The sequence below is a fragment of the Limnohabitans sp. JirII-29 genome (genome assembly GCF_003063395.1).
Lineage (GTDB): Bacteria > Pseudomonadota > Gammaproteobacteria > Burkholderiales > Burkholderiaceae_C > Limnohabitans.
In genome coordinates, this window is record NZ_NESB01000006.1 from 53000 (window position 1) to 72962 (window position 19963).

Consider the following 19963-nt stretch of genomic DNA (forward strand, 5'->3'; position numbering starts at 1 on the left):
TGTGAACTCCATCGTTGTCAAGAAACCTGGAGCACGCAACACGCGTCCCCAATTTATGGTTTCGTCACATCCCGGAAAACATTGAGCCCGACTTGAAACTATTTAAACGCAAGCGGCTGACCAAATAGAGATAACTTCTATGCGTAATAACTGAGCGCGAACCTTAAACCTGCTCTAAAAAATCAGCAATCAACTCCAGCCGCATCAACGGGCTGTCGAGTGTCAGCAGGTTTTGTTTCATGGCGGGAGGCAAAGGCAACAACTCGCTCCAACGGTTGGCCACCCAACCACAATCCCCCAAGGCAAAAGGTGTGGCAATAGGAAATTGCTCGGGGCTGATCACCCTCGCCTGGAGGTGTTGAATCACGCGCTCAAGTTGTTGCGCCACATGCACCAAGTCGTCAGGCACCGTCACTGTTTGGTCTGCCTCCAGGCGTTCCACATCGCCCACCCACAGCCCATGTTTGAGCTTGCGTTGTCCGAGCACTTTGAAGCGCTGCTCGCCCACGCAATCAATGCGCATCAAACCTGGTTGCGGGGCTTGCCATGAAGTGATGCGAGCCATGGTGCCGATGTTTTGAAAAACCTCGGGGGCCTGGTCCTCGTCGCCGGCTTTTCGAACTTCGCCACCGTGTATGAGCGAGACCACACCAAAAGGCAAGCCCTCGCGATGGCAGTGACCCACCATGTCGAGGTAACGCACTTCAAAAATTTGCAGTGGCAAGCGCCCCCCTGGAAACAACACCGTTCCCAAAGGAAACAAAGGCACTTCCGTCATGAGGTTTGTGTTCACCGTTGGCTCCCTGTCGGACACAGGCCCCAAATGTATTCCTTCATCTTGATTTGTGGAACATAAGCGCCAAGGGATCGCTGTTAGCATGTCAAAAATATATGAACTTAGCAGCCTAAGAGAATTCTAAAAGCTGCAAAAATCACAGCGACACTCCTCGAAACGGTTAATACCCTATGTCACACAGCGTCAGTCGCCGTGCCCGGTTGAAACATCTGCTCACACAAACTCGGTGGGTGGCCCATGTCGAGTTCAGTCATTTCCAGCGCGAGGCCAAGCTACGGCTGGCGGCTTTGGTGGTGGCCATCATTCCCTCGATCTACCTGCTGATTTACCTCTCCAGCGTGTGGGACCCGTCGGCTCGGTCCACCTCATTGCCTGTGGGCTTGGTGAATTTGGACCAAGGCTTCACCTACCGTGAAAAAACACTCAACATCGGCAACGACTTGATCAGCGGGTTGCAACACAAAAAGCAACTGGGCTATCAAAACTTCGACAACGAAGCCCAGGCTCGTGAACGGGTGCGCCAAGGAAAACTGGCTTTTGCCCTCATCATTCCGCGTGACTTCAGCGCCAATGCCGTACCGGGCTTGCAAGCTGGGCAAGGACGCTTGGTGGTGTACACCTCGGCGGGCAACAACTATGAGAGCTCTGTCTTGGCATCACAGTTTGCCAAAGCACTGGGTGAAGAGGTCAATCAAACCCTCAATGAGCAGCGTTGGTCACTGGTGCTCAGTGCCAGTGCAGGCTCACAACAAAGTGTGGATCGCCTGCGCTCGGGCATGACACAGCTGCGCAACGGCGCACTGGAGTTGGCCAACGGCACCAGCAAAGCCGAGCTCAGCAGCGTGGGCTTGCACCAAGGAGCGACACGTTTGCAAGATGGCGTGCAACGACTGGCCGACGGCACAGCGCAACTCGGCGGCGGCATCCGATCCATGGAAGCCAGCCTGCCCCCCATCGACGATGTGCGTAACCTTCGCACAGGCGCAGAAGCACTGGCCAGTGGGCACCAAGAGCTCGACAAGGGACTGCAAGAACTGCGACTGGGCAGCCAGCGCATGGCACAGAGCGTGAGCCACTTCAAGACCGAAGCCGACAGCAATGTGTTTGTGCCATCGGCCGTGGCCGATGGGCTTGACCGCGTGCGTCAGGGTGCCGAGCAACTTGACCAAGGTTTGGGGCAAGCCCAAGAAGGTCAACAAAAACTCAGCCAAGGTGCCGCCACGCTCAGCAACAAAATTCGCACGCTCACCTTTGGGGTTCGCGACATGCGCGCTGGCCTGCGCAGCATGACGGGCAAACTGCCCGAAGACAGTCAACTGGATCAACTTCGCAATGGCTCGCTTGAACTGGCTCGCGGCACCAGCCAACTGCATGACGGCTTGCAGCGCCTGCGCGAAGGCTCGCACTACCTGTCAGCCGGCATTGACTTGATGACGCAAGAATTACCCAGCTCGGTGGGCTCGATCGAAGGCAGCCCAGAAGGCCTGGCACATTCCGTCACGCCGATTCTGGAAGTTGATGCCGAAGTGGCCAACCACGGCAGTGGCTTTGCACCCAACATCATTCCGGTGTCGCTGTGGCTGGGTGCAGGCATTGCCGCATTTTTGGTTCACCTGCGTTTGTTGCCTCGCATGGCGCAAAGTTTTTCGCCATGGGCCCAGTTCTTAGGCAAGGTTTCGGTGCCGGCTTCGGTGTGTTTGTTGCAGGCGACCTTGGTGCTGCTCACGGTGTGTTGGGTGCTGGACATCAGCGTTCGGCATCCGGCCATCTTGGCCGTCATGCTGGCGCTGGCGTCGCTCACCTTCGTGTGCATTGTGTATGCACTCACGCGCGCCTTTGGCGATGCAGGCAAAGCGCTGGCGATGTTGTTTCTGGCCTTGCAGGTGTCGGCATCTGGCGGGCTATTGCCCGTGGAACTCAGTGGCAGCTTGTACGCACACATCAGCCCCTGGTTGCCCATGACCTGGGTGGTGATGGGCGTGAAGGCCTGCATGTTCCATGCATTTGAAGGCGATTGGTACACCCCCATGCTGGTGACGCTGTGCTGGGGTGTGGCCAGTGCATGGGTGGCCTGTTTTGCCGGGCAATGGCGCTTTGTGCCTGTGCGACGCATGCGCCCGCTGCTGGATGTGTAGTCAATCGAACTGGGCGCCCGAGCGCTTGACCACATCGCGCCACTTGGCCAACTCGCGTTTGTGCAAGTCCCCCAACTCTTCAGGCGAGCCTCCTGCGGGTTCGTCGCCAATCACGCCAAAGCGTTCTTTGAAGGTGGACGATGCAATGGCGCGGTTGGTGGCCTGATTGAGTTTGTCCAGCACCGGCTTGGGCAAACCGGCTGGTGCAAACACGCCGGTCCAAGTGGGTGCATCAAAGCCCGGCACACCGGCCTCAGCAATGGTGGGAATGTTGGGAAACCCTGGCGAGCGGCGCGCGCCACTCACGCCCAAGGCTTTGACCTTGCCCGAGCGTGCATGGGGTGCGATGGAGTTGAGGCTTTCAAACAGCACATCGACTTGTCCGCTCATCAAATCGTTGATCGCGAGTGCGCCACCCTTGTAGGGCACGTGCACGATCTGCGTGCCGGTCATGAGTTTGAACAACTCACCGCCCACATGGCCGGGCGAGCCATTGGATGATGACGCGTTGGTGAGCTTGCCCGGATTTTTCTTGGCATAGGCCATCAACTCGGCCACGCTGTTGACCGGCAAATTGGGCGACACCGCCAACAGCAAATGACCGCGCGTGACCAAGGCCACGGGTTGGAAATCTTTGTCAATGTCGTAGGGCAGCTTGGCCATCATGTTGGGGCTGATGGCCATGGCCCCCACTGGGCCCAAGCCGATGGTGTAACCATCGGGCGGCGCTTTGGCCACCATGTCCAAGCCAATGGTGAAGCCGCCGCCGGGGCGGTTCTCCACCACGATGGTCTGATTCAGTTGCAGCGAGAGTTCGCTGGCCAAAATGCGCGCCGCCGTGTCGGTGGCGCTGCCTGGGGCTTGCGGCACGATCATGCGAATGGGTTTGTCGGGGTACTCTGCATAAGCACAGACACAGCCCAACCACACGGCCAACACCACCCACCTCTTGTGAAACAACTTTCGCATAAGACACCTCATTGGATGAAAAGGTCAGTCGAATTTGGCACCTGAAGCTTTGATGAGCTTTTCCCATTTGTCGGTTTCTGCGGCCATGTATTTGGCGAAGTCCGCACGGGTGCCACCCAAGGCATCAATGCCTTGGCTCAGCAGTTGTTGTTTGATCTCGGGCGCTTGAATCGACTGGTTGATGGCTTGCGACAACTTGTCTTGCACATCACGCGGTGTGAGTTGCGGCACCAGCACACCAAACCACACCGAGGTTTCGTAACCACTCAAGCCCGACTCGCTGATGGTGGGCAACTTGGGCGCGATGGCCGAGCGTTGCGCACTGGTCACCGCCAAGGCCTTGAGTGCGCCGCTTTGGATGTGCGGCAATGCGGTAGAAGCCGGTGCAAACATCACCGGCACCAAGCCCGACAACACATCGGTCATGGCTTGCGAACTGCCCTTGTAAGGCACATGGCTGAGCTTGACGCCCGCCATCAGGTTGAACAATTCGCCCGACAAATGCGGCGAGGTGCCGTTGCCCGACGACGCAAAGTCAATCGCGCCCGGTTTGGTTTTGGCCAAAGCCACCAACTCTTGCACGCTACTCACGCCCAGTGAGGGATGCACCACCAAGATATTGGGCAAACTCGACACCAGGGTGATGGGGGCCAAGTCGGTCGCAAAGTTGAAGGGCAGGCTTTTGCCCATGCCCGCATTGATGGTGTTGGCTACCGACCCCAACAACAAGGTGTAACCATCCGCAGGGGCACGCACCACACCTTCGGTGGCAATGTTGCTGCTTGCCCCGGGCTTGTTGTCCACCACCACGGCTTGTCCCAAGGTGTCGCCGAGTTTGCGTGCCAGGATGCGCGCTGTCACATCGGCCGAGCTGCCACTGGGGAAACCCACCACCAGTTTGATGGGCTTAGAGGGGTAGCTGCTTTGTCCCCATGCGCTGGCGGCACAGGCCAGCCACAGACCGACCAGCCATGCGCGGCGTGAGGTGTCGCCCAGGTGATGCCTAAGGGTATTCATGTTGTCTCTCTGCGTTGTGGTTGTGACTACGATCCTAGAATATTTTTAGTCTCCTTACTTTTTTACACCGCCATGCCCAAACTCAAAATTGCAGAATGCCGCGAATTCATCCAAACCGTTTCAGCCAAGGCGCTCGACATGAAAGTGCCTGTCGCCATTGCCGTGGTCAACGCCGAGGGCCACTTGTTGGCGCTTGAGCGCATGGACGACGCGGGCTTCATCACCCCCGACATTGCCACCAGCAAAGCCTTCACCGTGGCGGCTTTTCGCTCGATGAGCCCGCGCTTTCCAGACGGCTTGGCCATTCAGCAATGGTTCAAAGAACGCAACCCCCAAATGCTGATCAACGCCTCCATCTTCACGGGCGGCAAGGTGGTGGTGTCGGGCGGCTGCGCACCCATCTTCAAAGGCGACGAGATGGTAGGGGCCTATGGCGTGAGCGGTGGCACCTCGGACCAAGACGAGATCATGGCCATCTATGCACGCGAAAAAGTGGGCTGGGCACACCGTGCGCAAAACGATGCCACACCGCCCGAAGTCCGTGAGCACATCGAAGCGCTGTACCGCAAAGCAGGCCTCGACACGGGCAAGCTCTGAGCGTGCCGCGTAGGCGACACGGCGGCGTTTGATTTCATGGACACTCTCGCATCTTTTTGACTGAGCGAACACAGCATGCCTATTTTGAATATCCGTGGCTTCAACATGAACTATGAGGTGGTGGGCGACAGCGGCCCCTACGTGGCGTTGACCACCGGTGGGCGCCGTGGCTACGCCGAGTTCATTCCCTTCGCGCACAAAATTGCGGCCAAAGGCTTTCGCGTGGTGCTGCATGACCGACGCAACACGGGCGCCTCCGATGTAGTGATTGACGGCCAAGAAGGCGAAGAAGAAATTGCCGCCGACGATTTGATCGCCTTGCTGGGCCACCTCAACGCCCTGCCCGCCTACATTGGTGGCACCTCATCCGGCGCACGCATGTCCATGCTGGTGTACTTGCGCCACCCCAAAGATGTCAAAGGCTTGCTGTTGATGCGCATCACCGGCGGTGACTTTGCAGCCGGACGCTTGCCCGAGATGTACTACAAACAGTTCATCCGCGCGGCCCAAGAAGGCGGCATGGCCGCGGTGTGCGCGACCGAGCAATACCAAGAGCGCATCAAGGCCAACCCCAAGAACCTGGACTACTTGATGAACATGGACCCGGCCCACTACATCCGGGTCATGAGCCATTGGCTCGACATCTTTTTGCAGGGGCCCCGCAAGCCCGTGTTGGGCATGACCGATGAGGCGCTGCGCTCCATCCAAGTTCCCACCTTGGTGGTGCCGGGCAACGACAACACACATGCCTCGGTCAATGGCATTGCCGCGGCCGAGTTGATTGCTGGCAGCGAGTTGTACAACCTGCCCATCGAAGACCAAGACGTGCCGCTGCTGCCGTTCTCAGCCTGGTCTGAGCAAGAGCCCGAGCTGGCACAAGCCCTGGCCGACTTCATGCACCGCGTCGAAGCGCGTGCCCACTGAATCTGTTGAACCTTCGAGGAGATCGATGTGATGTCGTTGAAACAACTCTGTCTGGCTGTGTCATGTGGCCTGTTGCTGCACACCGCGTGGGCGCAAAACTACCCGAGCAAAACCGTGCGCATCATCGAACCCGCAGGCCCTGGCAGTGCCGTGGACGTGTTTGCGCGCAAGCTCACGCCTGGTTTGGCCGACAAGTTTGGGCAGTCGGTGGTGGTGGAAAACCGCCCGGGCGGCAACAGCGCCATTGGCGCGCGCGAAGCGGCCCGTTCGGCGCCCGATGGCCACACACTGTTTCACGCCAACATCAACAACTCGCTCAACGACATCTTGACCAACGATGCCTGCTGCCGTTTGAACGAAGCCTTGGTGCCCGTGACCTTGCTCACCAGCACCCCGCTGGTGATGGTGGCCCACCCGAGCCTTGGCGTGAAAACCTGGAAAGAGTATTTGGCCCTGGCCAAAAACCAACCGCAGTTGTTGACCTTTGCCTCGGGTGGCACCGGCTCCATCACCCAGTTGCTGGGCGTGAAGATCAACATGATGGCAGGCCTCACCGTGCGTGAGATTCCCTACAAAGCCATTGGCGCTGAACTGCCCGACCTGATGGCCGGCCACGTGGCCACCGCCTACTTGGCACCGGTGGTGGTGGCCCAGCACATCCGCTCGGGCAAGTTGGTGGCCTTGGGTGTGGCAGGTGCGCGTCGCATCCCCATCTTGCCCGAGGTGCCCACGCTGGCTGAAGCCGGTTTGCCCGATGCGGAAGCCTCCGGCTGGAACGGTTTGTTTGTGCCAGCGGGCACGCCCAAGCCCATCATCCAACGCTTGCAGGCTGAAGTCAGCGCCATCATGGAAGCGCCCGCCTTCAAAGCCGAAGCCTTGAGCCTGGGTTATGAACTGGGTGGCTCCAGCTCAGAAGAGTTCGCCAGCTACATCAAGTCCGAGGTCGCCAAGTGGGGCCGCGTGATCAAAGACGCCAAGATCAAAGCCGAATAAACAACAACATTGACGGAGAGACACCATGAAGACACCCAGCATCCGACGCGTGGTCACGGGCCACGACGACCAAGGCAAAGCCATCGTCAAGATTGACGAGGTCTGCACCCATTTCAAAGAAGGCCGACCCAACGGCCAGATTTGCAACATCTGGACCACCGACACCGCGCCTGCCGACAACTCGTCGCAAGACGACAAGGGCCAACGTCCCGGCAAGTTCACCATGATCGAAAACGGCACCGTGTTTCGCATCTTGGACTTCCACCCTGGCGTTGAGCAGCGCGTGCACCGCACCGACAGCATCGACTACATCGTGGTGATGTCGGGCGAGATCGACATGGAGCTGGAAAGCGGCGAAGAGGTGCACCTCAAGCAAGGCGATGTGATGGTGCAACGCGGCACCGTGCACAACTGGATCAACCGTGGCACCGAGCCCTGTGTGATGGCCGTAATTTTGATTCACGCTCACCCCGTGCAAGCCGGTGGCAAAACGCTCAACGCTTTTGGTTGACGCCTGACACGCTGTCTCCTACGTGCTTTTGACCTGGGTGATCTGAGCCAAGAATGCTCAGGCCCACAAAAACCACACGCACAGGAGACATCGCCATGACAAAACTTTCTCTCTGGGGGCTGCTGTTAGGCAGCCTCTTGTCTTTCGGCCTGCACGCACAACCCGCAGGCTACGCAGAGCTGGCTGTCGCACAAGGTGCAGCCAACGCACAAGCAGGTGCGCGCAAGTCACCTGCGCATGTGAGCCCGCCGCCGTCAAGCGACGTGAGCCCCGCCATGCAGGCCATGATCGCGGCGCCCTACCCACCCCACTTCAACGCCGACCCGAAAAACCCTGCCGAATGGAAAGAGCTGGTCAACCGCCGTGCAGCCTTGGTGGTGGCGGGCCTGCCTGCTTTGAAAGAGAAATTAGGCGTCACGGTGCAAGCCACGCAGATGGCGGGCGTGCCGGTGTTTGTGGTGACACCCAAACACCCCGTATCGAAAAACAAAAACCGCGTGTTGATGCATGTGCACGGCGGTGGCTATGTGTTTGGCCCCGGCGAGTCGGCCTTGCCTGAAGCCCTGTTGCTGGCCAGCTTTGGCGGCTACACCGTGGTGTCGGTGGACTACCGCATGCCGCCCGATCATCCCTACCCCGCGGCCATGGATGACGCCATGGCAGTGTGGAAAGAACTGCTGAAAAAACACTCGGCCAAACACATGGCCGTGTTTGGCACCTCCACCGGGGGTGCCATGACCTTGTCGCTGGTGCTGCGTGCCAAAGACGAAAAAGTGGCCTTGCCTGCGGCCATTGCGCCCGGCACACCATGGTCGGACATTGCCAAGATTGGCGACACCTACGAAACCAACGAATGGGTGGACAACGTGCTGGTCACCTGGGACGGCTGGCTCGGACGCGCGGCTCTGTTGTACGCCAATGGCCGCGATTTGAAAGACCCCCAGCTGTCGCCCATCTATGGTGACTTCTCACACTTTCCGCCCACCATTCTGACCAGTGGCACGCGTGACTTGTTTCTCTCCAACACCGTGCGCACCCACCGCAAACTACGCCGCGCGGGCGTGGTGGCCGATTTGAATGTGTACGAAGGTCAGTCGCATGCGCAATACGGCTTCAACGCCGACGCCCCAGAAACCCGCGAAGCGTTCACCGACATCGCCCAATTTTTTGACCGCCATTTGGCCCGCTGAATTCATGATCGACGTTGTATGACACGCTTCACCACACAGGGCGCACGCCTGCTCGCGACGGTGCTGATGGCGCTGTCTGCATCGGCCCAAGCGGTCGAACTCAAAGTGCTCAGCGGCAACGGCTCGCGCCCTGCCGTCATCGCCTTGTGCCAACAATTCGAAGCCGCCACCGGGCACAAGGTGGCGGTGGAGTTTGCGGTGAATCCACGGGCCAAGAAAAAAATCCAAGACGGTGAAGCCTTTGACGTCACGGTGCTCAACCCACCCACACTGGACCAAGTCATCCAAAGCGGTCAGGTGCGGGCTGATACACGCCGGGTGATTGGGCGCATTGGGCTAGGCGTGGGCATTCGCCAAGGTGCACCCTTGCCCGACATTCGCAGCGTGGAGGGCTTCAAAAAAACCTTGCTCGCAACACGCTCGGTGGCGTATCCCGGCGAAGGGGCCAGTGGCATTTATTTTGAAAGCCTCATTCAACGCTTGGGGCTTGAAGCCGAGATGAAACCCCGCATGCGCCCCATGTCGGGCGAGTACAACGTCGAGGGCGTGGCGCGCGGCGAGGTGGACATGGTGGTGGTGGTCGCCTCGCGCATGTACGGTGTGCCCGGTGTGCAGGTGGTGGGCTTGATTCCCGACGAACTGCAAACCTGGATTGGTTTTGCCGCAGCGGTTGCCACGCGCAGCGCCCACCCGGCAGAGGCGCAAGCCTTGGTGCGCTTCATGACCAGCCCACCGGCAGACCTGACCTTGCGCCCGATTGGCATTGAGCCCTTCGTCGAGGCGCGTTGAACGCCATTCCCTTGAAGTCTGTGGCCATGCACATCACATCCCCCACTACACACCACGCTCAACACCGCACCCCACCCGCCACGCGCACCGCAGGGCGTGTGGCCAAGTTCTGCTTGCTGGGTCTGTGGCTGGCCAGCGCCACAGCGGCCTGGAGCCAAACACCCAGTGCCAGTTTCCCCAACCGCGCGGTGACGCTGGTGGTGCCATTTTCGACCGGCACCTCGGCGGACGCGATGGCACGTTTGATGGGCACAAAACTCAGCGAGCGCTGGGGCGTGCCCGTGGTGACCGACAACCGCGTGGGCGCGTCGGGTGCGATTGGCTCAGAAGCCGTGGCCAAGTCTGCGGCCAACGGCCACACCTTGCTGTTCACCGCCACCTCGCACGGCACGGTGCCAGCCCTGCGCGCCAAGCTGCCGTTTGACCCGATCAAAAGTTTCGAGCCGGTGGCCTTGATGGCCACCAGTGCCCTGGCCTTGGTCGTGCCACCGCAATTGGGCGTGAAGAACTTCAACGAATGGCTGGCCCTGGTCAAAGCCAAACCGGGTCAGCTCAACTACGCCTCGCCCGGCAACGGGGTGGTGCAGCACCTGGCCATGGCCTTGCTGCTGCAAGAAACCGGCGCCAGCATGAGCCATGTGCCCTACAAAGGCGCAGCGGGTGCCATGACAGATTTGATGGGAGGCCATGTGCAAGCCAGCATCGTGGCACTGCAAACCACCAGCAGCTTGATTCAGAGTGGGCAATTGCAGATGCTCGCCGTGATGAGCGACGAGCGCTCTGCGGTGTTTCCCAAAGTGCCCACCCTCAAAGAACTGGGCTACCCCAATTTGGTGGTGGACACCTGGTACGGCATCTTCGCGCCAGCGGGCACACCGCCGGAGGTGGTGGCCAAACTCAATGGCGACTTCAACACCTTGCTGCAACTGCCCGAGGTGCGCGAGGCCATGACCAAGCACGGACTCAGCCCAGCAGGCGGCAAGCCCGAGCGCTTGGGGCAGCTGCTGTCGCGCGAAGTCACGCGCTGGAAGCAGGTGGTCAGCACGGCCCACATTCAAGCGGACTGAAGCCCGCCACACCCGACAGAGAGACACCATGAGTTTGTTACAAGATTTGGTCATCGCCTCGCGCACCTGTGCCGAGCACGGCGTGATTGACGCCTACGGGCATGTGAGTGTGCGCAGCGAGACATCGCCTGACCGTTACTGGATGGCCCGCGCCGTGGCGCCCGAGCTGATCACCGAAGTCGACTTGCTGGAGTTTGACCTCGACAGCCACCGCATCCAAGACGGTGGACCGCCGGCCTACAACGAGCGCTACATCCACGGCGAGATTTACAAAGCGCGGCCCGATGTGCACGCCATCGTGCACAACCACTCGCATGCGGTGGTGCCCTTCAGTTGCACCGGCTGTCGGCTGCGACCGATATTTCATTTGGCGGCCTTCATTGGCGAAGGCATTCCCACCTGGGACATCCGCGATGCACAGCGCGGCAGCGACATGCTGGTGCGCAACAGCCAACTCGGCCAATCCTTGGCAAGCAAGCTGGGCGCACACCCCGCTGCGCTCATGCGTGGCCACGGCTCGGTGGTGGTGGGTGCGAGTTTGGCGATTGCCGTGGGGCGTACCATTTACCTGGACCACAACGCCAAGATGCAACTGCAAGCCATGCAGATGCAAGCCCTGCAATCGCCCGGGCAGGTGGACGAGGTGGTGTACCTCGACGACGCTGAGGTAGAGGCCTTGTCGTGGCAAGCCTACGCCCGCTCGTGGGACCTGTGGCGTACCCAATGGTTGCCCCGCCTGGCCGCTGAGGCGGCACAGCCCAAAACCACTTCGTCCTGACCCACTTCTGCCTGACGCACACCGATGACACGCCGAACCCTTCTTCAATTCGCACTCAGCGCTGTGGCACTGCTGGCCTGCACAGGAGCGCAAGCACAAAACGCAGCCACGTGGCCCAGCAAAAACATCCGTCTGGTGGTGCCCTATGCCGCAGGTGGTCCGGCAGATTTGGTGGCCCGCGAACTCGCCCTCACCTTGACGGCAGACCTCAAACAGTCGGTGACGGTCGAGAACATGGGCGGCTCGATGGGCGTGCCCGCCTTGGGCGCGGTGGCACGGGCCGAGCCCGATGGACACACCTTGTTGATGGCGGCGGTGGGCAATGTGGTGCTGCAACCCATGCTCAGCAAACACGGCGGTGCCGACCTGGTGGCCAAGCTGCGCCCGGTGTCGATCATTTCCACCGCACCGCATGTGCTGGTGGTCAGCGCCAAGTTGCCCATCAAGTCGGTGGCCGAGTTGGTGGCCTATGCAAAGGCCCATCCGGGTGAGGTGAGCTTTGCCTCTGCGGGCACGGGCGGTACCTCGCACTTAGGGATGGAGATGTTCAAGTCACTCTCCAAAACCGATGTCATCCATGTGCCCTACAAAGGCAGCTCTGGCTCGGTGAACGATTTGATCTCGGGCCAAGTGAGCGCGCTGTTCAGCAGCCTGCCCTCGCTGCAAGGCCTGATCGACAAAGGCTATGTGCGGCTGCTGGCCGCCACCGCGCCCAGCCAATCACCCGCCACCAAAAATTTACCGCTGATGTCGGCCACCCTGCCCGAGTTTGAATACGCCACCTGGTACGCCATGTACGCGCCACTGGCCACCCCACCCGCTTTGGTGGAGCGCATCAACCAAGCCTTGAGCCGTGCACTGAAGAACCCAGCGCTCACCAGCAAGGTAGAAGCCGCAGGCACCGAGCTGCGCGCGGGCTCGGCCGACGAGGTGCTGTTGTGGACACAACGCGACGCGGCCAAGTGGCGTCGCGTGATTCAAGACGCCAAGATCACGCTGGAGTAACGCCGTCCTTAGGGTGGCTGAGGGCGTCAATCTCTGCCGGGCTGTAACCCAGCTCAGCCAACAAGACCGCGTTGTGCTCCCCCAAGCGCGGCGGCGACAGGCGAATGCCCGGGCGCTGACCATCCAGCGTGAACGGCAACAACACCGCAGGCGCGCTGCGCCCATCGGGCAAGGTGATGGGCGACAAGCCGCCACTGGCTTGCAGGTGCGGGTCGTTGAGCAACTCGTGCGGACGGGTGATGGGTGCAAACGGCAAGCCGTGTTGCTCAAACACCGCCGCCAACTCGTGGGCGGACCAAGCGGCCAAGCGTTCGCGCAACAGGGGCATCATCCAGTCGCGGTTGCGCACACGGTCGTTGTTGGTGTGCAAGCGGGCATCGGCTTTGAGGTCGGCAAAGCCAAAGGCGTTGCAAAAAACACCCCAGGCGGTGTCGCTGACCACGGCCAAAAAGATTTGTGCGTCGTCTTTGACCTTGAACACGTCGTAAATGCCCCAGGCCGAAATGCGCGCGGGCATGGGGGCTGCGGCTTGGCCGTTGACAGCAAACTGCATCATGTGCTGGGCCATCAGGAACACATTGTTTTCAAACAAGGCGCTTTGCACCTCTTGGCCCAGCCCCGTCTTCTCGCGTTGCGCCAGCGACGCCATGACACCCAAAGCACCAAACACGCCGCCCATGATGTCGTTCACGCTGGTGCCCGCACGCAAGGGGTCGCCTGGGCGGCCCGTCATGTAGGCCAAGCCGCCCATCATTTGCACCACCTCGTCCAAGGCGGTGCGGTGCTCGTAAGGGCCGGGCAAAAAGCCTTTGTGGCTGACGTAGATCAGGCGTGGGTTCAAGGCTTTCAAGCTGGCGTAGTCCAGGCCGAGCTTGCGCATGGTGCCGCTCTTGAAGTTCTCACTCACCACATCGGCGGTGGCGATCAGGCGCAACACCGCCTCTTTGCCTTCGACCGTCTCCAGGTCGAGCGCCAAACTCTTTTTGTTGCGATTGAACATCGGGAAAAAACCCGCGCCAGAGCCAATCAACTGCCGGGTGGCGTCGCCGTGGCGGCCGTGGCCAATGGGTTCAATCTTGATCACCTCGGCACCCAAGTCGGCCAGCACCATGCCGCAGGTCGGGCCCATCACCATGTGGGTGAACTCCACCACGCGCAGGCCCGCATAGGGGGCAGGCTGCGAGGGTGTGGCGCTTGGGGTGGTGGTATCGGTCATGTGCAATAAATCAAGTGTCAGAGCCAGCCCTTGGGCAGGCCCGCTTCGGGCGTCATGCCGTACAGCGGTTCATCGGGCAGGCCCTCGCGCAGTGGCGCACGTGCGGCGATCAAACGGGTCAAGTCCACGCCGGTGCGCACGCCCATGGCCTCGAACATGAACACCAGGTCTTCGGTCACCACATTGCCTGAGGCGCCGGGTGCGTAAGGGCAGCCGCCCAAGCCGCCCAGCGAGCTGTCAAAGGTGCGCACACCCACGTCATAGGCGGCCAAGCAATTGGCCAGCCCCAAGCCACGTGTGTTGTGTAGATGGGCCGCACCGGTTTTGTCGCCAATGGCGGCACGCACTTTGGTAAACAGACGCCGCACCTGCGCGGGGTTGGCCATGCCGGTGGTGTCTGACAGGCCCGACTCATCGGCCCCCGCCTCCACCACGGCCTGGGCAAGCCACACCACGTCGTCTTCGGGCACCACGCCCTGCAAGGTGCAACCAAAGGCGGTGGAAATGCCGGCTTCGATGTGCACCTGCGGCGCGAGTTCGTTTTTGAGCTGCACGATGGCACGCACCTCGGCCACCATGTCTTCGCGTGTTTTGCGCACATTGGCCATAGAGTGCGCGGCACTGGCCGAGACCGGAATGGTGAGCTTGTGCACGCCCGCACGCAGCGCAGCCTCAGCACCACGCAGGTTGGGCACCAAGGCCATGACGGTCAGGCCCGGGTGGGTCAAGGCGTGACGCACCACCTCGGCGGTGTCGGCCATTTGCGGCAACAGCTTCGCCGGCACAAAGGAGCCGACCTCGATTTCGCGCAAGCCCGCCGCCACCAGGGCATCGAGCCAACGCAGTTTGTGCGCGGTGGACATGACCCGGCTGACCGACTGCAAACCGTCGCGCGGGCCGACTTCGCTGATCAGCACATCAGGCGTGGACGACATCAGAAACAACTGGGGTGGACATGGTGCCAATTTAACCATCGACTGAACGGGTAAAGTGGGCCTGTCGATGAGAAGGAGACACCCATGTTCAACCGTTTTCTAAACCGCACATTGCGCCACACCACCCTGGCCCTGTCGTTGATGGGTGCCAGCGCCCTGTGGGCCCAAACGCCCAGCACCGAGGTGCAGTGGCTGGGCCAATCGGCCTTCAAAATCACCACGCCCGGTGGCAAGACCGTCATCACCGACCCGTGGCTCAAAGCCAACCCGCTGACACCGCCTGAGTACAAAAACCTGGAGAACCTGGGCAAGGTGGATGTGCTGCTGGTGAGCCACGCGCACTGGGACCACTTTGCCGATGCCCCGGCGCTGGCCTTGATGCACAACGTCAAGATGTATGCGCCCGGTGATATGAACCAAACCGCCACTTTGCTGGGCATCTTGCCGCCCGAGTTGTTGCCACGTTTCAACAAAAGCGGCACCGTCGAGCCCGCGCCGGGCATTCACGTCACGGCCGTACACGCCGAGCACTCGTCGGTGCTGGTGTGGAAGAACCCGAGCACTGGCAAGGACGAAGCCCATGTGGGCGGCGAGCCGCTGGGCTTCATCATCACGCTGGAGAACGGTTTCAAGATTTACCACATGGGCGACACCGGCGTGTTTGGCGACATGAAGCTGATTGCCGAGATGTACAAACCGGACCTGGTGTTGGTGCCGATTGGCGGCAACTTCACCATGGGCCCGACCGAAGCGGCCTATGCGCTGAAGGCGTGGTTCAAACCACAAGCGGTGATCCCCATGCACTACGGGGCCAACCCCTTGGCCAAAGGCACCGCCGCGCAGTTTGTCGAGGCCATGAAAGGCAGTGGCATTCCAGTGCTGGCCTTGAAGCCGGGCGAGCACGCCAAGTTTTAAAACTCAGGGCTTGGCGCCCAACACCACCGTGACCATGCGCTCGGGTTGCAAGGTGCGTGCGAAGGCGGCTTGGATGTCAGACGCGCTGAGGCGCTGCACCTTGTCGCTCCAGGTGTCCAGGTAGTCCAAGGGCAAGTCGTACCAGGCAATGTTGCTCACGTTGTCGAGCAACTTGCGGTTGCTGTCCAAGCGCAAGGCAAAGCCGCCAATCAGGTTGTCCTTGGCGGCTTGCACCTCGGCCTCGGTAGGACCATGCTGCACAAAGTCGGCCAGCACCTCACGCGCCACTTGCACGGCTTGAGCCGCTTGGTTGGCGCGGGTCTGCAAGGCGATGCGAAACGCGCCCGCGTGCATGCTGGGTGAAAAGTAACTCGACACGCTGTAGCTCAAGCCGCGCTTTTCGCGCACCTGCGCAGTCAGGCGCGACACAAAGCCGCCACCGCCCAGCACATAGTTGCCCACGGTCAGCGCCAAGAAATCGGGGCTTTGACGCGCGATGCCCGGTTGCCCAATGAACACATGGGCCTGGGCCGACTCAAACGCAATGGCGATGTCTTGCGCGCGCGCTAAAGGCTGCACCTCGGGCACTGCCGGCAAAGCAGCACACGCACGCGCTTGCGGCAAGCCAGCCAGCAGTTGCGTGACCCGTGCCTGGGCTTGCGCCCGGTTAAGTGCACCGACGATGCTCACACGCGCCTGGCAGGCATGCACGTAGCGCGCATGAAAGGCCCGCAGATGCCCCACCTCGATGGCCTGCAAGTGCGCGGGCGTGGTGTCGTAGCCATAGGGGTGCGTGCCGTACACAGCAGCCGCAAACGCGCGCCCAGCCAGATAGCCGGGTTGGGTTTTGGCCTCGGCCAAAGACGCTTGCCAACGCTGGCGCTCGCTGTGCCACACGGCCTCTGGAAAACTGGGGTGCGCCAGTTGTCGCGCCGCCAGTTGCACCGCAGCATCGAGCAGGTCGGTGCGTGTGAGGCTACGCAAGTTCACGCTGAAGCGGTCATTGCTCGCGCCCATGCTCAGCGATGCCCCCAGATCAGCCCAGGCTTCACCCAAGGCGTTTTCGTCCATCGCTGCGGCACCACCCGCAGCGGCAACGCCCTTGCCCATCATCAACGCCGTGGCCGAGGCCAAGCCCACTTGGTTGGCGGGGTCACGGCGCGTACCGGCGTCAAAGTCGATCTGCACATCCACCATGGGCAAGCCAGGGGCCTCCACCAGGTAGACCCGTGCGCCATTGGCCATGACCCAGTGTTGAATCGGAATGCCTGCATGGGCCCATGACGTCAGGCAGGCCAGGGCCAGCCCGCAGAGAGTGCGTGTCCAGCGTGCGGTGTTCATCGTGTGACCTCCACAGCTTGGGTCGATGCGCCGGGTTTGCGCGCTGCGGGGGCAGTGCTGGGCTTGGGCACAGGCAGCGGCTGCAACACTGCCACCGTGAGTTGGGTGTCGTCAAAGTAGCGTTGCGCCACCAAGCGCACCTGCTCAGGCGTGACGGTTTGGAGCCGATCCAGCAACTGTTCGTTGCTGTCCAAAGGCAGGCCCTCGATCCACGAGGTACCGATCTCACGGGCTTGGTTGAACAAGGAATCGCGCTGGTACACCTTGCTGGCCATCCATTGGGCTTTGACCCGACGCAGCTCAGCCTCTGTCACACCCTCTTTGGCGATGCGCTGCACCTGAGCGCGCAAAGCCTGCTCGATGGCGTCGGTGGTTTTGCCCACTGCGGGCACACCGGTGAGCATGAAGACCTGCGGACCACGGCCACTCAAGCCATACGAGGCTCCCACGTCATCGGCCAAACGTGTTGGGCCTTGTGCCAAGGCACGCTCCAAGCGTGCGCCGCTGTAGCCGTCCAACACGGCAGACAACAAGGTGAGTGCCAGACTGTCTTGGGTCTGTTGGCTTTCATCAAAGGCCAACAAGCTGGGCACCTTCCACGACAAACACACATAGGCTTGCTCGGCAGGTGCCTGCACCACCACGCGCTTGATGCCCTTTTGCGCAGGTTCGATGCGCGGCTTGCGCGCAGGCACCACACCCGAAGGCACGCGGCCATAGCTGGCTTGGGCGAGTTGCAGCACGGCTTGTGCATCCACGTCACCCACCACCACCACCGTGGCATTGGCCGGCACGTACCAGCGGCGGTAAAAGTCGCGCGCGTCTTGGGGCTTCATGGCCTCCAAATCGTTCATCCAACCCACGATCGGGCGGCGATAAGGCGACGCCACAAACTGCGTCGCGCTGAGTTGCTCGAACAACAAGGCACGGGGGGCATCGTCAGTGCGCATGCGGCGCTCTTCTTTGACCACTTCCAGCTCGCGGGTGAACTCGTCATCGGGCCACAGGTTGTGGGCAAAGCGGTCGGACTCTAAGCGCATCACATCGGCCAAACGGTGTGCTGGAATTTGTTGGAAATAGCCGGTGTAGTCTTTGCTGGTGAAGGCGTTTTCTCGGCCACCCAAAGCGGCCACCTGGCGCGAGAACTCGCCTGCTTTGACCGTGGGCGTGCCTTTGAACAGCATGTGCTCCAGCACATGGGCCAGGCCCGTGCTGCCATCGACTTCGTCCATCGAGCCCACACGCACCCACAGCATGTGCACTGCGGTGGGCGCACGGCGATCCGCCTTGACCAACAGCGTCATGCCGTTGTCGAGCGTGAAGCGTTGCACCTGCGTATCAGTTTGCGCCTGCGCCGTTTGCACGCCTGCGAGTGCAGCAAAGGTCACCACACACAGGGCCCAGATAGACCGCATGGAGAGGAGGCGCAGGACTGAAGGGTGGTTCATGGTGTGGTTTTCGCGTGGCGTTGGTGGTTGCAGCGTGCGTGGCTGATGGCCAAATTCTCTAGGTGACTGTTACCGCCTTGGCTCAAAGGTTGGATATGTTCCAAGGTGGCGGTGTCGTGTGGCACATGTTGACCACATACCCAGCAAGGTACCACGCCATGCAGTTGACGTGCGACCGTTTTGTAAATCTTGTCTCGGGTGAGTGCTAATCGGCTCAAGGTGAAGGGTCTCCGGCGGTTGTCTGCAAAGAAATTCGATTGTCCATGGGATCACCATTCCTGGCCTTTCGACCAAATGGTTCTGAAAGCTGGGTCACCCGTTTTTGTAACTAACGATTGATAGCTACGCCCAAGAGCGACACATGAGAAGATTTTTACACAATAAATAGTACTTATAGGTTCAAATTATTCATAAGTATCAAAAGTAGAAAAATTAAAAGATGAAGATAGTTATAAGCTTTAGATACTAATTGGTGTCGCCTTTGCACGCTCAAAGTGTTGATTGGACATAGTTATATGAGATAAATGTAGTACGGTGTTGGATCGTCTACAAAAGTCCACATCGTATTCATCCACACACTAGGAGCCCGATGTGAAAGCCATCTCATTTGATACCCCCAAACGCATTGAATACCTTCCCTTCCAAGTGAAGGTTGCACGAGAAGACGTACTGCCTAGAGTCGTTCAACTGCGGGCTGCCGCATACGGACACCATCTTCCTGAATTGGGAGCGCGACTTGCCACCGCAGAATCCGCCGATTACGAAGCGGGCTGCTTGGTGATATGCGCCACATCGCGCATGGACGATGAAGTGTTGGGGAGCATGCGCATTCACACCAATGCACATCGTCCACTGCCATTGGAGAGTTCACTGGAGCTTCCCGAGCACTACACAGGTCTGCGTTTGTGTGAGGCGACGCGATTGAGCGTGGGCAGATCTCCCAACTCCTCGGTGGTGCGCAATGCCTTGTTCAAAGCGTTCTATCTGTTCACGATGCAACAAGAGATTGACTGGATGGTTGTCACTGGGCGTTCCCCCGTGGACCGCATCTATGACGGATTGTTGTTTGAGGATGTGCTGGAAAAAAACACCTTCTATCCCATGCACCATGTGGCCAATCTTCCACACCGTGTGATGAGCTTTGCCCCACCTGAGGCACAGGCGCTGTGGAAAGCCAAAGAACACCCCCTCTATCGCTTTGTGTTTGAAACACACCACCCAGACATCGATGTGACGCACGAATCAGTGTTTCACCCAGAGTCTTTCATTGCTTCTTTGCCCCCCATGCACCACCAGCCTGAGCGCCGACACGCATTCCCGTTCATTTAACCCATAAG

20 protein-coding genes are annotated in these 19963 nt (G+C 60.2%); 12 read left to right on the plus strand and 8 right to left on the minus strand.

Annotated elements, in window-relative coordinates:
- Positions 1–163 precede the first annotated feature (163 nt).
- On the minus strand, positions 164–778 hold the full coding sequence (locus B9Z39_RS10720; protein WP_199221207.1) for an LON peptidase substrate-binding domain-containing protein: 615 nt from the start codon (positions 776–778) through the stop codon (positions 164–166).
- A 188-nt stretch (positions 779–966) separates the two neighbouring features.
- Between B9Z39_RS10720 and B9Z39_RS10725 the strand changes: the two genes are divergently transcribed.
- On the plus strand, positions 967–2931 hold the full coding sequence (locus B9Z39_RS10725; RefSeq protein ID WP_108301721.1) for a YhgE/Pip domain-containing protein: 1965 nt from the start codon (positions 967–969) through the stop codon (positions 2929–2931).
- Here the strand turns inward: B9Z39_RS10725 and B9Z39_RS10730 are convergent, their stop codons facing one another.
- Positions 2932–3900 carry a tripartite tricarboxylate transporter substrate binding protein gene (locus B9Z39_RS10730; RefSeq protein WP_158269494.1) on the minus strand — a complete coding sequence of 323 codons (969 nt, stop codon included), beginning with the start codon at positions 3898–3900 and terminating at the stop codon, positions 2932–2934. It abuts the gene before it with no gap.
- A gap of 24 nt (positions 3901–3924) precedes the next feature.
- Complete coding sequence (locus B9Z39_RS10735) at positions 3925–4917, minus strand: tripartite tricarboxylate transporter substrate binding protein (protein WP_108301723.1); 993 nt, start codon at positions 4915–4917, stop codon at positions 3925–3927.
- Positions 4918–4989: 72 nt separating this feature from the next.
- On the opposite strand from B9Z39_RS10735, the gene B9Z39_RS10740 reads away from it, so the two are divergent.
- The 9 genes from B9Z39_RS10740 to B9Z39_RS10780 all read left to right on the plus strand — a co-directional run bounded on the left by B9Z39_RS10740 (position 4990) and on the right by B9Z39_RS10780 (position 12771).
- Positions 4990–5514 (plus strand): heme-binding protein, encoded by a 525-nt coding sequence (locus tag B9Z39_RS10740; RefSeq protein WP_108301724.1) that lies wholly within the window; start codon positions 4990–4992, stop codon positions 5512–5514.
- 75 nt (positions 5515–5589) lie between these two features.
- Positions 5590–6438 (plus strand): alpha/beta fold hydrolase, encoded by an 849-nt coding sequence (locus B9Z39_RS10745; protein WP_108301725.1) that lies wholly within the window; start codon positions 5590–5592, stop codon positions 6436–6438.
- Between the two features lie 30 nt (positions 6439–6468).
- The gene (locus tag B9Z39_RS10750; protein ID WP_108301726.1) at positions 6469–7431 is read left to right on the plus strand and encodes a tripartite tricarboxylate transporter substrate binding protein; all 963 of its coding nucleotides are present in this window, start codon (positions 6469–6471) and stop codon (positions 7429–7431) included.
- Between the two features lie 25 nt (positions 7432–7456).
- Positions 7457–7942, plus strand: coding sequence for a cupin domain-containing protein (locus B9Z39_RS10755; protein WP_108301727.1), 486 nt, complete (start codon positions 7457–7459; stop codon positions 7940–7942).
- Between the two features lie 95 nt (positions 7943–8037).
- Positions 8038–9132, plus strand: a complete 1095-nt coding sequence (locus tag B9Z39_RS10760) for an alpha/beta hydrolase (protein ID WP_100145047.1) — start codon at positions 8038–8040, stop codon at positions 9130–9132.
- 18 nt (positions 9133–9150) lie between these two features.
- Positions 9151–9921, plus strand: coding sequence for a substrate-binding domain-containing protein (locus B9Z39_RS10765; protein WP_100144058.1), 771 nt, complete (start codon positions 9151–9153; stop codon positions 9919–9921).
- Between the two features lie 26 nt (positions 9922–9947).
- Positions 9948–10988: a tripartite tricarboxylate transporter substrate binding protein gene (locus B9Z39_RS10770; protein ID WP_146183319.1), complete on the plus strand. Its 1041-nt coding sequence runs from the start codon at positions 9948–9950 to the stop codon at positions 10986–10988.
- Between the two features lie 28 nt (positions 10989–11016).
- The gene (locus tag B9Z39_RS10775; RefSeq protein ID WP_108301729.1) at positions 11017–11766 is read left to right on the plus strand and encodes a class II aldolase/adducin family protein; all 750 of its coding nucleotides are present in this window, start codon (positions 11017–11019) and stop codon (positions 11764–11766) included.
- Positions 11767–11790: 24 nt separating this feature from the next.
- A complete protein-coding gene (locus B9Z39_RS10780; protein ID WP_108301730.1) occupies positions 11791–12771 on the plus strand; it encodes a tripartite tricarboxylate transporter substrate binding protein in 981 nt (326 codons plus the stop codon).
- Here the strand turns inward: B9Z39_RS10780 and B9Z39_RS10785 are convergent.
- The gene (locus B9Z39_RS10785; protein ID WP_108301731.1) at positions 12758–13987 is read right to left on the minus strand and encodes a CaiB/BaiF CoA-transferase family protein; all 1230 of its coding nucleotides are present in this window, start codon (positions 13985–13987) and stop codon (positions 12758–12760) included. The two genes, B9Z39_RS10780 and B9Z39_RS10785, sit on opposite strands and share 14 nt — an antisense overlap.
- A 17-nt stretch (positions 13988–14004) precedes the next feature.
- Positions 14005–14922, minus strand: coding sequence for a hydroxymethylglutaryl-CoA lyase (locus B9Z39_RS10790; RefSeq protein ID WP_108301732.1), 918 nt, complete (start codon positions 14920–14922; stop codon positions 14005–14007).
- 84 nt (positions 14923–15006) lie between these two features.
- On the opposite strand from B9Z39_RS10790, the gene B9Z39_RS10795 reads away from it, so the two are divergent.
- On the plus strand, positions 15007–15837 hold the full coding sequence (locus tag B9Z39_RS10795) for a metal-dependent hydrolase (protein WP_100144045.1): 831 nt from the start codon (positions 15007–15009) through the stop codon (positions 15835–15837).
- A 3-nt stretch (positions 15838–15840) separates the two neighbouring features.
- On the opposite strand, the gene B9Z39_RS10800 is transcribed toward B9Z39_RS10795, so the two are convergent.
- The 3 genes from B9Z39_RS10800 to B9Z39_RS10810 are packed head-to-tail and all read right to left on the minus strand — an operon-like array spanning position 15841 to position 18844.
- Positions 15841–17178 (minus strand): pitrilysin family protein, encoded by a 1338-nt coding sequence (locus B9Z39_RS10800; protein WP_108301733.1) that lies wholly within the window; start codon positions 17176–17178, stop codon positions 15841–15843.
- Positions 17175–18593: a M16 family metallopeptidase gene (locus B9Z39_RS10805; protein WP_369908128.1), complete on the minus strand. Its 1419-nt coding sequence runs from the start codon at positions 18591–18593 to the stop codon at positions 17175–17177. Before B9Z39_RS10805 ends, B9Z39_RS10800 begins: the two co-directional genes overlap by 4 nt.
- A 29-nt stretch (positions 18594–18622) precedes the next feature.
- Positions 18623–18844 carry an HNH endonuclease gene (locus B9Z39_RS10810; protein WP_108301735.1) on the minus strand — a complete coding sequence of 74 codons (222 nt, stop codon included), beginning with the start codon at positions 18842–18844 and terminating at the stop codon, positions 18623–18625.
- A gap of 373 nt (positions 18845–19217) precedes the next feature.
- On the opposite strand from B9Z39_RS10810, the gene B9Z39_RS10815 reads away from it, so the two are divergent.
- Positions 19218–19955, plus strand: a complete 738-nt coding sequence (locus B9Z39_RS10815; RefSeq protein WP_146183320.1) for a hypothetical protein — start codon at positions 19218–19220, stop codon at positions 19953–19955.
- Positions 19956–19963 lie beyond the last annotated feature (8 nt).

Bases quoted from the DNA above. Each gene is read 5' to 3' on its own strand.
- B9Z39_RS10775 (WP_108301729.1), top strand. From the start codon at position 11,017: ATGAGTTTGTTACAAGATTTGGTCATCGCCTCGCGCACCTGTGCCGAG.
- B9Z39_RS10770 (WP_146183319.1), top strand. From the start codon at position 9,948: ATGCACATCACATCCCCCACTACACACCACGCTCAACACCGCACCCCA.
- B9Z39_RS10785 (WP_108301731.1), bottom strand. From the start codon at position 13,987: ATGACCGATACCACCACCCCAAGCGCCACACCCTCGCAGCCTGCCCCC.
- B9Z39_RS10740 (WP_108301724.1), top strand. From the start codon at position 4,990: ATGCCCAAACTCAAAATTGCAGAATGCCGCGAATTCATCCAAACCGTT.
- B9Z39_RS10795 (WP_100144045.1), top strand. From the start codon at position 15,007: ATGTTCAACCGTTTTCTAAACCGCACATTGCGCCACACCACCCTGGCC.
- B9Z39_RS10745 (WP_108301725.1), top strand. From the start codon at position 5,590: ATGCCTATTTTGAATATCCGTGGCTTCAACATGAACTATGAGGTGGTG.
- B9Z39_RS10725 (WP_108301721.1), top strand. From the start codon at position 967: ATGTCACACAGCGTCAGTCGCCGTGCCCGGTTGAAACATCTGCTCACA.
- B9Z39_RS10805 (WP_369908128.1), bottom strand. From the start codon at position 18,593: ATGCGGTCTATCTGGGCCCTGTGTGTGGTGACCTTTGCTGCACTCGCA.
- B9Z39_RS10755 (WP_108301727.1), top strand. From the start codon at position 7,457: ATGAAGACACCCAGCATCCGACGCGTGGTCACGGGCCACGACGACCAA.
- B9Z39_RS10720 (WP_199221207.1), bottom strand. From the start codon at position 778: ATGACGGAAGTGCCTTTGTTTCCTTTGGGAACGGTGTTGTTTCCAGGG.
- B9Z39_RS10750 (WP_108301726.1), top strand. From the start codon at position 6,469: ATGTCGTTGAAACAACTCTGTCTGGCTGTGTCATGTGGCCTGTTGCTG.
- B9Z39_RS10800 (WP_108301733.1), bottom strand. From the start codon at position 17,178: ATGAACACCGCACGCTGGACACGCACTCTCTGCGGGCTGGCCCTGGCC.
- B9Z39_RS10760 (WP_100145047.1), top strand. From the start codon at position 8,038: ATGACAAAACTTTCTCTCTGGGGGCTGCTGTTAGGCAGCCTCTTGTCT.
- B9Z39_RS10780 (WP_108301730.1), top strand. From the start codon at position 11,791: ATGACACGCCGAACCCTTCTTCAATTCGCACTCAGCGCTGTGGCACTG.
- B9Z39_RS10790 (WP_108301732.1), bottom strand. From the start codon at position 14,922: ATGTCGTCCACGCCTGATGTGCTGATCAGCGAAGTCGGCCCGCGCGAC.
- B9Z39_RS10730 (WP_158269494.1), bottom strand. From the start codon at position 3,900: ATGCGAAAGTTGTTTCACAAGAGGTGGGTGGTGTTGGCCGTGTGGTTG.
- B9Z39_RS10765 (WP_100144058.1), top strand. From the start codon at position 9,151: ATGACACGCTTCACCACACAGGGCGCACGCCTGCTCGCGACGGTGCTG.
- B9Z39_RS10735 (WP_108301723.1), bottom strand. From the start codon at position 4,917: ATGAATACCCTTAGGCATCACCTGGGCGACACCTCACGCCGCGCATGG.